Source organism: Streptomyces sp. NPDC102514 (assembly GCF_055584525.1).
In genome coordinates this window covers 343931-356563 of sequence record NZ_JBVJLW010000003.1, presented here as the reverse complement: position 1 = coordinate 356563, position 12633 = coordinate 343931, and the positions used below count along the sequence as shown (strand labels likewise).

Here is a 12633-nt window from a genome sequence, read left to right as displayed (position 1 = left end):
ACTAGCGACGCCCCCTGAGATTGGGCGGGCTGGACGGCGGTGCCGTCGGCGGGACGGTGGCGTAGCTGGGGAAACCCACGAACCTGACGGTGAAGCTGTCGCCGGGCCGCACACCGAGCCGGTTCAGTTCGTTGCCCAGCTGCGAGCCGAAGGAGGCGTTGACCCGCGCGTCGCCGAAGTAGTAGGTGGTCCCCACCGGTCCGCCCGGAGTCAGGTACTTGTTGGCCACGGAGTCGAGCGGGTGCATGGCCTGCAGCCCGGTCCTGTCGAAGCCGCTCCTGTCCATGTGGTTCCGGGCGGTCCTGCGCAGCGCGCCGTCGTTCGGCAGTCGCTGACCGCGGATCAGCGGCCCGTCGGTCTGCGCCCATTCGATGTTGAACCGCCCGAACTGGGCGTCGCTCGGGGCGCTCGCCATCGCGGACGTGTAGGTGATGGTCGCCACGGGCGGCTGCGCGGCGGCGGGCGCGGCAGTCGTGGGCGCCGCGGTGGAGGTGCTGGCCGGCCGTGGCGACCGCATCCCGGAGAAACCGTCCACCAGGGTCCTGGCACCCAGTGCGGACTCCACGACGGCTCGCGAGTACATGCTCATGCGGGCGAAGCGTTCGAAACCACCGGTGTTGATCGTCCAGTCGAGAGGGAGGCCGTTCCCCGGATCGACGCCGCTCGCCCCCCAGGTGTTCCACACCTGAGTGGTGACGTGGCAGAGCGTGCAACCCCACTGTTTGTCCATCAGCTCGCGCGCGAAGGTCTGATCCGGACCGAGGCTGTCGTAGCGCCGGTTGCCCGCAGGCCCCCGCCCCCCGACGGCGATCGAGGCGAAGAATCCGCCGACCCCCTTCTGGTAGGGGATGTCCTCCTCCCGCATCGACCCCGCGGGGCCGTCCGCCGCTTTCGCCGACGTGGCCGGTGCCCCGCCCTGACCGGGCGGTTTCCTGTCGTCGGAGCCGTCGGGGTCGACCAGTCCCATCGGGTTGTTCGACACGTACCCGTAGCTCGACGCGCCGTGCGGCGAGGTGAGCGGATCGCAGGACGTCCACCGGGCCAGCCACGGTGCGTAGAAGCGGGCCCGATGGTGGCCCAGCCCGCTCTCCTCGTCGCGTTCCCGGCCGGTGAAGCGGTACCGCTTGCGGGCGTAGCTGCCGAAACCGGTTTCGCCGTACGGCGTGTACTCCTCGCGGTTGACGAGTGCGCCGGTGCCGTCCACGACGGTGGTGCTGCTGCCGAGATGGTCGGCGAGGTGCAGGGCGACGGCCGGGCCGCGGTCGTCGGGGTGGGCCGCGCCGATCCGGACGAGGGCGACCCGCTGGTGCTCGTCCATGACATGGACGTGGTTGTTCGTGCCGGACTGCGTCCCGGTCCAGCGACGGTGCTCGAAGGCGTCGTCCACGTAGTGGGTCACCTCGACGGCACCGCCCTGCCGGCGGACCAGCTTCTTCACCCGCTGCCCGGTGGCGTCGTACAGATAGTGGGCGTGCACCGAGGGCTCGGCGCCCGGTGTCTGCGTGGCGAAGGCGGCGAGCCGGTCGGCGTGGTTCCAGGCGAAGCGCCGACTGGTCGTCTCGGCGGTCAGGTTGCCGTTGAGGTCGTAGGCGTAGTCGTACGGCAGCGACCCGACGGTCATCCGGCGCAGTTTGTTGCTGTCGGCCGTGGCGGTGAACTCCCGGGTGAAACCGCCGGTTCCGGTGTGGACGAGTCGGACGATGCCGCCGACGGGGTCGTAGCGGTAGCTCTCGGCACAGGCCTGGGCCCTGGTGGCATCGGTGCCGCGCGGCAGATCGATCCACGGGTCCCCGGCCTGCGGTGCCTGCTGTTCACGGCCGGTGGCGGTCAGCAGCCGGTAGACGGGGTCGTAGGTGAAGCGCCGGTCCAGGGCGTCGCCGCTGCCGAGCAGGGCGCGCAGCTGGGGTGAGGCTGCGGTCAGTGCTTCGGGGTTTCCGGGGACACCACTGCCGGGAGTGCGGTCGCGCAGGGTGGTGAGGTTGCCGGCCAGGTCGTAGTCGTAGCCGATGTCCTGAAGGGCGGGCCCCGTCGGCCGGTAGGTCGTCGCGTCGACGACGACGTAGTGCTCGCTGCGCAGCCGCACCAGCCGGAGCGTGTACGGGTCGTAGGCGTAACGGGTCATCACACCGTTGCCGTAGGCGATCAGCGAACGCTGGCCCTTGGCGTCGTAGGCGATGCGTCTGACGTGCACGGTGCCGTCGAGCTGCACCTGCTCCAGCGCTCCCGCACGGTCGTAGGTGTGGTAGAGCACATGCCGGTTGCCCTCCGCGTCGGTGGGCAGGAAGCACCTCTTGACCCGGTTCAGGGCGTCGTACTGGGCGGACGTGACGTAGGAGGCCGGCTCCAGCAGTTGCGCGTCGCGCTGAGCCTGGGTCTGGCCGGCCGCGGGTGTCCAGTCGACCCGGAACGGCTGCACCTGCCAGCCCGTCGCCGCCGCCCGCTCGTAGGTGGCCAGGAGGGGCGCGTCGGCGATCACCGTGCGGGTGCTCTGCACCACGTTGCCCTTGAAGTCGACGGAGCCGGTGGCGACCTGACCGGCCTCGTCCCGGTGGAGGACCGCCCGGCCGAGCAGGTTGCGACCGCGGGCGCCGTCCCGTTCGGCGGGGCGCTGGGCGGGCGAGCCGCCGTCGCCGTAGTCGACGCGCTGCCGCAGGGTGACCGCGTCGACGGCATCGTCCCTGGCCCAGACCCGGGTCGGCCGCCGCAGCAGGTCGAACGCGCCCAGGGTGACGGCGCCCTTGCTGTCGCGGCTCTCGACCACGTTCCCCAGGGCGTCGGGGACGGTGTCGCGGCGGCCCGCGTCGAGACTGTCCGTCCGCCAGCGCCGCTTGGCCAGGTCGAAGGAGTACCGGAACGCCACTCTGCCCAGTGCGTCGGTGACCGCCACCAGGTTGCCCTGGATGTCGTACGCGGAGCGGGTGGTCAACCGGTCGGCCGCCCCCCGGCCGTTGCGGGCGACCGCGGTGACCGTGCGGCCGAGCGCGTCGGTCTCGGCGCCGGCCGGAGTGTTCCAGTGCCCCTCGTAGGACCGTGCCTGCGCCGGATGGGTGCGCCCGGCGTTGTCGTTCGCGTCGTAGGTGTGGGTCTCCCACGGCGTCGGCAGGCTGCGGTCCGGATCCGCGAGGTCGGCCGGGATGCCGAAGACGATCCGCTGCTCGCTGCCGTCCGGGTGCACCGTGCGCTCGACCCGTCCGCACGGGTCGTAGAAGATGCTCGCCCGCTGACCGAGCTGAGCGTCGGAAGGCGGCGCGTAGTCGTACCCCGTGGAGAAGAACGGCTCGTACTTCCGCACCGCGCGGCCCTTGTTGTCGTACACCTGCCAGCCGGACACGACGACGTTGTCCGGGCTCTCCGGCGCCCTGGTCCGGCCCGTCGAGTCGCCCACGGGCGTGAGGTCGCCTGCCGGGACGGTGCTGCCGCCGTGGGCCGGGTCGCCGAAGAGGGTGTCCTCGGCCTGGGACCGGGTCTGCAGCACCCGGCCGAAACCGTCGGAGTACACCACCGACACGATCACCTCGTCACGCCGGTCGGCGGCGACGTCGGGTTCGGTGTCGTGGTGCGTCCGGCGGACGCTGCGCACGGAGGCCGGCCGGCCGCGCCCGGCGAACGCGTGCAGGTCGTAGACCGTGCGCACCCCCGGCGCGTCGCGGTCGCCCTCACCGTTCTTGCCCCGCACGTACTGGGCGGTCACCAGCCCGGACGGGGAGAACTCCACCGAGGTGGAGTTGCCGTTGACGTCGGTCACCTCGCGCGGTCGCAGCACCCGGTAGTCGATGACCGCCGAGACCGCGAGGCCCGCGGCGTCGACCGTGCGGACCGCCAGCAGGTCGTGCGCGTCGTGGTCGATCGTGCTCTGCGCGCCGAGCGGATCGAGGGTGGCGACGGGCATGCCGCGCGGCACACGGCCCGGCACGTGGACGTCGTAGCGGTGGCGGCCGGACACGACGTAGAAGCCGCCCGGCGATCCGGGCACGTCGCCGTCGGCGTACCGCCGGTACCCGGCCAGGTCCGGCAGTGCGGTACGGAACTCGGCCGGATACTCCGCCGGCCACCCGGTCACCGGTCCGGGGCCCAGAAAGGCCGGCCGCGGCCCGGCCGCGAGGGGGTCGCCGGCCTGGTACAGGTCGTCGAGGAAGGCGTCGGTGAACGCGAGGGACTCGGTGCGCGTCGGCAGGCCGTACTCGCCCAGCACGCCGAGGGCCAGCCCGACGAACGCCTCACCGTCGAAGTGCGTACGGGTGTGGCCGATCACGCGCAGCGAGGTCCCGGTTCCTTGCGCCGGGCCGGCCAGGACCGCGTCCCGCAGGGCGGGCACCGGCAGACGGCCGTCGTTGACGACCTCGTGGCTCGTCGTCCTCGCGACCCGGTCGACGAGGTAGTGGCCGGTGTCGTCCCGGCGGGCGTACTCCGTGGTGGCGTACGTGGCCAGGTAGGGCTCGGGCATCGGCGTCGCCGCGGCGACCGCCAGCGGGTCGCGGCCGCGCGGCACGGCCACGGAGATCTCCCCGGTCGCGAACCCGTACGCGTCGTACCCGGTGGGGTAGGCGAACTGCGTCATCGGCTCGGGGCCGCGCTCCCACCGCGTGGTGCGCGTGCCGAGCGAGAACGGGAAGAAGATCCGCTGCCGGTCCGAGGTCCCGTCCGTCTCCTCGCCCCGTACGCCCGGCTCCCCGGCGCCTGCCCCGGCCACCGACCCCGCTGCGCCCGACTCCTCCCGTACACCCGACAGGTTCTCCGTCACCGTGTAGGGCCGGTCGGACAGCGGGCCGTGGTCCAGCGCGAAGACCTCGGTGCGCATCAGCTGCCCCCGCAGGGCGCGCAACGCCGAACGGCGTGCCGCCCGTGGCAGTCCCGCCAGGAACGCGAGCTGTTCCGGCGGTCTGGACAGCATGGGTGTGTCGCCCTGCCAGTACTCGTGGCTCAGGTCGAGTTCGGTCCAGTCGCCCGCCTCGTCGGTGGCGACGGGCCCGCAGTGGAACCAGCTTCTGGTGAGCACGGGCGGCGCGTGGTGGCCCTCCGGCACACCGGCGCCCGTCGCCCCGCCGAACGTCTCCGTGTCCACATGCTCGACCTGCGCGAACCCGCGGAACTCCCGCTCGACGCCGTCCCAGTAGCCGTGGCGGTAGCGGTACTCGGTGGCCAGTGTGCCGCCCGAGATCCGGTCGGCGACCTCGGTCCTCGTCACCACGTGCACCGGGAAGGGCAGAGGCGTGCGCCAGCGGGTGGCCGGATCGGCGAAGTCGCGCAGGTACTCCTGGGTCGACGGCGCGTACGTGACCCGGGTGACCGCGCCGAGGCTGTTGTCCATCGAGGTGAGCAGATGCGGCTTCACCCCGCCGGTGAAGTCCAGGAAACGCGCCTGCGGCCCGCCGGAGACACCCGTCGACCGGCTCAGCAGCAGCCCGGCCATCCCGGTGCCGAACAGGTCGGACAGTTCGAGCACGTCCGTGTCCGACACCCGCGGGGTGCCGCGCACGACCACCGGGGTCTCGGTCCAGCCGTTGCCCGACCGGTTGCCCCACAGCAGCACCCGCCCGCTGTCGACGTACAGCAGGTCGGCCGCGCCGTCCCCGTCGACGTCGCCGAGGAGCACCCGGCGCGGATCGTAACCGTCGGGCAGGCGGGGCGCGTTGCGCATCCGGATCCGCGCGCCCCATCTGTTGTGCCCGAGGTTCGGCCAGTACGCCACGTTCCCGTTGCGCAGCAGCACGAGGTCCTGAAGCCCGTCGCCGGTCATGTCGGCCAGCCGTACCCGCGGATCGGCGAGGTCGACGGGCGGGCCGCCGGTGCCGACCGCGGTGCGCTGCCAGGCCCTGCGGGGATCACGGTCGTTGAACCACGCCTGGAGGCGGGTGCCCGACCGCACCAGGTCGGTCAGCCCGTCGCCGTCGAGGTCGACCATCCTCACCTGCGGGTCGGCGGTGCCCACACCGGGGGACTGCCGGTAACGGGTGAAGCCGCGGCGGCTCCAGCCGCCTTCGAAGGTCATCGGGAAGTAGCCCGCGGCGGGGCCGCCGCCCGGGCCCGGTGCGCCGGCCGAGGGTGCGAACAGGTCGGGCCTGCCGTCGCCGTCGGCGTCCACGAACCGCACCCCGGGCTGCCCGAGCGAGAGCGGGGGTGCCTCGGCCATCGAGCGGGGCGCCTCGAACCGGCCGCCGCCCGCGTTGCGCCACACCCGCGCCGCCGCGCCGAGTTCCACGACGTCGGGCAGGCCCGCGCCGTGCAGGTCCACCAGGGCGAGGGTGGGACTGTTCAGTGCGGCGGCCGGGAAACCGGGGCCGGTCACCGGGGAGAACCTGCGCCCGCCCGGGTCGAAGCCCGAGTACCCGAAGACCAGGGGAGGCATCAGTTCCTCCGGCACCACCGCGGAGGCCGAGGCCGGGTCCGATGCGGAGGCCGGGTCCGGTGCGGGTGCCGGTGCCCCCGACGCGTCGATCCCCACCTCGGTCACGCTCGCGAGGAGTGACACCCCGTTGAACTCCGCCTGCCGGTAGGCGAGCCGGTACTCGCGGGCCACCCGTGCCACCCCGTCCACGGCACGGGTCGTCACCCGGATCACCTCGCAGCGCACGGACGTCCGCACCTCGAACCCCGCCCGGTGGTCGGAGAACGGGTCGGGGCGCGACGCGTACACGAAGTCGACGGAGACCAGGAACGACGGGTCGGCCCGGTCGCCGTAGTCGGCGTAGGAGATGCCCGCAAGCAGCGGCCGGGACCACGACCTGCCCTGTTCGGTTCCCGCGTCGGCGAGGTGGACGTAGCGGACCAGGTTGCCGAGCGGGTCCACGGTCTCGGTCAGCTGCCAGCCGAAGACGCGGCCCGCGTCGCGAGGATCCGCGGTCACCGCCGGATCCCGCCAGGTGTCCGTGGCTCCCGCGGGACGCCGTGTTCCGTATCTGCTGAGCGAACCGTCCTTGCCGCGGACCTCCCAGTAGTCACCCGTCGCGTCCCTGACGTGCTCGATCCGGGCGAACAGCCCCTCCGTACGCGGCCGGTAGCGCACCCGGCCGGGATACGTGCCGAGGACCGGCACCAGATCCTCGGCACCCGACAGCACGAACACATCGGCCGGGTCGTCGCCTCCCGGCCCGGCGGCATCGACATACCTCGGAACGCCGTGCGACGTCTTCCGCGAGATGGCCGGCAGCCCCAACTGCCAGCCGAGCCCGAACGGCCCGTTCCCGTTGCCGGTGCTGTAACCGAGGGCCAGTGACGGCGTCGCCCCCTGACGCCCCGCGGGCACCGCCAGCGGCACGGACATGTTGCCCGTCCCCGTGAACAGGTCGGGCGCGAACTTCTCGCCCAACCCGCCGACGGCGCCGCCCCCTTGTGGCAAGGAGATCGCCGAACCCGCCGCCGTCGAGTCCGCGGTGTCCGCAGAAGTCATGGTGCCTCCCCCTGGATCGAGCCTCGGCAGCCGCCGCCGTCCATCGACGGGACACCGAACTGATTCGTCAGCGTGGGCTGCGTGTGTGGGTGGAAACGTTGTCGATAGGTTGTCGCCCAGCGCGAACCATGCGTGGGGTGTGTGGGGCAGAACTGGTGCGGGGGTGCGGACTCATGATTCAACTGAGACTGCTGGGTCCGGTCGAGCTTGTGGCGGGGGAGCGGGCGGTGGAGATCGGACCGCCACAGCGCAGGGCCGTGCTGGCCGCGCTGGCGGTGGACGCCGGCCGTCCCGTGCCGGCCGACGTGCTGATCCAGCGGGTCTGGGGCGTGAGCCCTCCGGACGGGGCCCGGCGGGCGCTGCACGCGCACATCGCCCGGCTCCGCCGCCTGTGCGAGCAGACCACGAACGACGGCGGGGACGTCCAGTTATGCCTGTTACGCAGGTCGGGCGGCTACCTGCTGGAGGCGTCCCCGGACCAGGTGGACGTGCTCCGCTTCCGCCGGCTGGCCGACCGGGCCCGGGAGACGGGACGCACGGACGACGACCGCGCGGCACTGCTGCGCGAGGCGCTCCGCCTGTGGCACGGCGAACCACTCGCCGACGTCGGCGGACAGTGGGCGGAGCGGGTACGGGAGGCATGGCGGCGCCAGTACGTGGACCTCACCGTCGGATGGGCAGCCGTCGAGTCACGTGTCGGCGATCCCGTCACCGTGATCGGCCCGCTCACCGATCTGCTCGACGAGTTCCCGCTGGTGGAGCCCCTGGCCGAGACCCTGATCCGCGCTCTGCACGCGGCCGGCCGCGGCGCGGAGGCGCTGGAGCGCTTCGCCACCGTCAGACGCCGGCTGGCCGAGGAACTGGGCGCCGACCCCGGTCCGGGACTGCGCGACGCACACCGGACCATCCTGCGAAGAACCCCGCCCGCACCCGCCCGGCGGACGGCACACCGGCAGACCTCCGAACCCGCCCCCCACGCGTCCCTCCCGCCACGCCCCTCGCCCGAGACCCCGTCGGAACCCTCGCCGGCGACAGCACGGTGGCCGGGCGCGATCCCCGCCCAACTGCCCATGGGCGTACGGAGTTTCACCGGCCGCGGCGACGAACTGGCGCAACTCGACATGATCCTCACGTCGGCGGAGGTCCAGCCGTCGGCCGTGGTGATCTCGGCGCTGTCGGGCACCGCGGGCGTGGGCAAGACCGCGCTGGCCGTGCACTGGGCGCGACGGGCCCAACCAGCCTTTCCCGACGGGCAGTTGTATGTGAATCTCCGCGGCTTCGGCTCCGACGGATCGGTCATGAGCCCCGCGGAGGCGGTACGGGGATTCCTCGACGCGTTCGGGGTGCCGCCGGCACGCGTCCCGGTGGGCCTTGAGGCACAGGCCGGCCTGTACCGCAGCCTGCTGGCCGGACGGCGGGTACTGGTGGTGCTGGACAACGCCCGCGACGCCGAACAGGTCCGTCCGCTGCTGCCCGGAGCACCCGGCTGCCTCGCGCTGGTGACCAGCCGGCGCCTGCTGACCGGCCTCGCCGTGGCCGAGGGCGCCCATCTGCTGACCGTCGACCTGCTGACGTCCGGCCAGGCCCGCGAGTTACTGACCGGCCGACTGGGCGTGAGCCGGATGAACGCGGAACACGCCGCCGTCGGGGAGATCGTCGGCCGGTGCGCGGGACTGCCTCTGGCCCTCGCGATCGTGGGAGCCCGCGCCGCGGCGCGACCCCGGTTCCCGCTCGCCGCGCTCGCCGACGAACTCCGCAGGGCCGACCACCGGCTCGACGCCCTGGACGGCGGAGAGGCGACCAGCCGGGTGCGCGCCGTGTTCTCCTGGTCCTACGAGGCGCTGAGCCCCGGGGCGGCCGGACTGTTCCGCCTGCTGGGCCTGCATCCGGGACCCGACGCGGCCCTGCCGGCCATCGCGGCGCTGGGCGGCATACCGGTGAGCCGTGCCGCCGCCCTGCTGGCCGAACTCGTCGGCGGACACCTCCTCACCGAACACGCGCCGGGCCGGTACACCTTCCACGACCTGCTGCGCGTGTACGCAGCCGAACTGGTCGACACCATCGACAGTGACCAGGACCGGCGCACCGCGGTGCACCGGCTGCTCGACCACTATCTGCACACCGCCCACACCGCCGACGTCCTGCTGACTCCGCAGCCCAACCCGGTCCCGTTGTCACCCGCCCTGCCGGGCGCCGCCCCCGAGGCCCTCGCGGACCACGAGCAGGCACAGGCCTGGTTCGCCGCGGAACACACCGTGCTCGTGGCCGCGGTGGAGCAGGCCGGCGCGAGCGGCTTCGACCGCCACAGCTGGCAGCTCGCGGCGGCCCTCACCACCTTCCTCGACCGGCACGGGTACTGGCGGGTGCTCGCCGCCCTCCAGACGAGCGCCCTGGAAGCGGCACGACGGCAGGGCGACCACGCGGGCCGGGCCGGTGCCCACCGGGGACTCGGGCTCGCCCAGGACCGGCTGGACCGCGGCGAGGACGCCCGCGGCCACTACCTGCGCGCCCTCGACCTGTTCGCCGAACTCGGCAGCGACGCGGGACAGGCCCGTACCCACCAGCACCTGGCACGGATGTCCGCCACGCGGGGCAGCCCCCAGCAGGCGCTCGACCACGCGGGCCACAGCCTCAAGCACTACCGGGCCGCCGCCGACCGGGCCGGGCAGTCCGCCGCCCTCAACCACATCGGCTGGCTCAACGCCCAGCTCGGCGACCACCACGAGGCCCTCGTCCACTGCCGGCAGGCCCTCGAACTGGCCCAGGAGACCGGAGACCTCAACGGGCAGGCCCACACCTGGGACAGCCTCGGCTACATCCAGCATCACCTGGGCAGACATGCCCAGGCCGTCGACTGCTACCGGCAGGCCGTCGACCTCTTCCACCGGACCGGCGACCGGCAGAGCGAGGCTGCCGGTCTGCTGTGTCTGGGCGACATCCACCGCGTCACGGCCCGCCCCGACGCCGCACGCACCGCCTGGACACGGGCCCTGACCATCACCGACGAACTGGCGCTCCCGGACACGGACCCGCTCCGCACCGAACTCCGCACCCGACTCGGCGGACGGGCCGAACCGGTCTTCGAACCGCCGGAACAGCCACCGCAGCCGGCGGTTGGGGCCGTGCCCGTGAGGGGGTTGCCGGAGACCTCCGCCTCGTAGCCGTGCGAGACCGCGACCTCGCGACCCCGCGTGGCGGCGACGCCCCGGCCCCCGGCGGATTCCGTCCTGTTCTGTTCTGCGGATCCGCTCCGGGGACGGTCAGGGACCGGCGACCCGGTGCAGGTCCGTCTCGATGGCGGTGGCGCACTCCCGCAACCGCGGCACCATGGCGCGGAGTTCGTCGAGGCTGCGCATGCCCGCGCTCGCGGCGATGTTGGCCGCCGCGATGACGGCACCCGACCGGTCGTGCACGGGGACGGCCACGGCGCGCAGCCCCTGGTTGAGTTCCTGGTCGGCGAGGCAGAACCCGTCGGCCCGAGCCGTCTCTATGACCGCCCGCAACTCGTCGGCGCTGCGGACCGTGCGATCGGTCAGCGGCTGCAGGTCGATCCGGTCCAGGTAGGCCTGGAAGGCGTCCTCGGCCAGACCGACGAGCAGCACCCGGCCCATGGCCGTGGCGTAGGCGGGGAACCGGGACCCCACGTTGATGGACACGCTGATCACCCCGCCGGCCGGGACGCGCGCCACGTGCACCACATGATCGCCGTCGAGCACGGACAGCGCGGTCGTCTCGCGCACGTCGCGCATCAGGCTCGTCAGGTGCGGTTCGGCGATCTGGGGCGTGGACAGGGCCCGCAGATACGCGTGCCCCAGCTCCAGGGTCTTGGGCGTGAGCCCGAAGAGCGTGCCCTCGCTGCGTACGTAGCCGAGTTTGTGCAGGGTCAGCAGGGAGCGCCGTGCCGAGGCGCGGGAGAGACCGGTCGCCTTGGCGACGTCGCTGAGCGAGCGGAACGGATGCTCCGCGTCGAAGGCCCTGATCACTTCGAGTCCGCGCGCCAGTGACTGGACGAAGTCCGCGTCCCCAGGCCCGTCTTCGAGCAGTTCCATGTGGTGTCTCCCAGTCCCGGCGGTGGCGGCGACCACCTTCCCACATCCGGCGGACGGGTTCTGCCGACGGACACGACCAGCAGTGTACGCACAGCGAACGGATGTGCGTGCGTCTAGCGCACACGTGTTCAGAAATGTATGGTCCCTTCCACGCACCCTCTGGTCCGGTCCTCCGGGCCCTTGTCTCGTGGAGGAACGATGGAGTTCCCGATCATGCGCAGAAGAACGGCGCTGGCGGCCGCGGCCGGACTGGCTCTGTCGCTCACCGCCTGCGGCGGCGGCGAGTCGTCGGGAGGGCAGGACCCCTCCTCGAAGACGCCGGTCACCGTGCAGGCCGGATTCATCCCGGTCATCGACGTGGCCGCGCTCTACCTGGGGGAGAAGCAGGGCTTCTTCTCCGAGCGCGGCATCAAGCTCGACATCAAGACCGCCCAGGGCGGCGCGGCGCTGGTCCCGCCGGTGGTCAGCGGCCAGTACCAGTTCGCGTTCAGCAACATCGTCTCGGTGCTCTCCGCCCGCGGCCAGGGCCTGCCCCTCAAGGTCATCGCCTCCGGATCCAATTCCACGGGCACCGAGGGCAAGGACGTGACGATGATCCGCGTCCCGAAGGACAGCCCGATCAGGTCGGCGGCCGATCTCGAAGGCAAGAAGGTCAGCGTCAACACGCTCAACAACCTGCTCCAGATGCTGGGCGAGGTCGCGGTCGACGCGGACAAGGGGGACCCGGACAAGGTCGAGTTCGTCGAACTGCCCTTCCCCGACGCGGTCACCGCGCTCGGCAAGGGCGACATCGACGCCATGGTCACCGCCGAGCCGTTCGACACCATCGCCGCGGGCAAGGACACCCGGGTCGTCGCCTCGCCCTACCTCGACATGGCGAAGACCAGCCTGACGACATCGGTGTACTTCACCTCCGAGGCACAGCTGAAGAAGAACCCCAAGCTGTTCACCGCGCTGAAGGCCGCCATCGACGAGTCACTGGCCTACGCCGAGGCACACCCCAGGGAGACCCGGGCGCAGCTGTCCTCGTTCATGAAGATCGACGCGGCGGTGGCCCAGAAGGTGACACTGCCGACCTTCGCGCCCGCGATCGAGCAGTCCTCCGTGGAGACGTTCGTCAGGACCGCCCGCGCACACGGCCTGATCGACAAGGACATCTCCTACGACGACCTGGTGTGGTCGGGAACGGCCGGCTGA

4 protein-coding genes are annotated in these 12633 nt (G+C 72.5%); 2 read left to right on the top strand and 2 right to left on the bottom strand.

All coding sequences use genetic code 11. The annotated features are described in order from the left end of the window. Position 1 precedes the first annotated feature (1 nt). On the bottom strand, positions 2–7387 hold the full coding sequence (locus ACZ60E_RS09790; RefSeq protein ID WP_469439265.1) for a SpvB/TcaC N-terminal domain-containing protein: 7386 nt from the start codon (positions 7385–7387) through the stop codon (positions 2–4). 173 nt (positions 7388–7560) lie between these two features. On the opposite strand from ACZ60E_RS09790, the gene ACZ60E_RS09785 reads away from it, so the two are divergent. Then, the gene (locus ACZ60E_RS09785) at positions 7561–10548 is read left to right on the top strand and encodes an AfsR/SARP family transcriptional regulator (protein WP_469439264.1); all 2988 of its coding nucleotides are present in this window, start codon (positions 7561–7563) and stop codon (positions 10546–10548) included. A gap of 99 nt (positions 10549–10647) precedes the next feature. On the opposite strand, the gene ACZ60E_RS09780 is transcribed toward ACZ60E_RS09785, so the two are convergent. Beyond that, positions 10648–11436 carry an IclR family transcriptional regulator domain-containing protein gene (locus tag ACZ60E_RS09780; RefSeq protein ID WP_384806749.1) on the bottom strand — a complete coding sequence of 263 codons (789 nt, stop codon included), beginning with the start codon at positions 11434–11436 and terminating at the stop codon, positions 10648–10650. 213 nt (positions 11437–11649) lie between these two features. Here ACZ60E_RS09780 and ACZ60E_RS09775 point away from each other — a divergent pair, with 213 nt between their 5' ends. Beyond that, positions 11650–12633 carry an ABC transporter substrate-binding protein gene (locus tag ACZ60E_RS09775; RefSeq protein ID WP_469439263.1) on the top strand — a complete coding sequence of 328 codons (984 nt, stop codon included), beginning with the start codon at positions 11650–11652 and terminating at the stop codon, positions 12631–12633.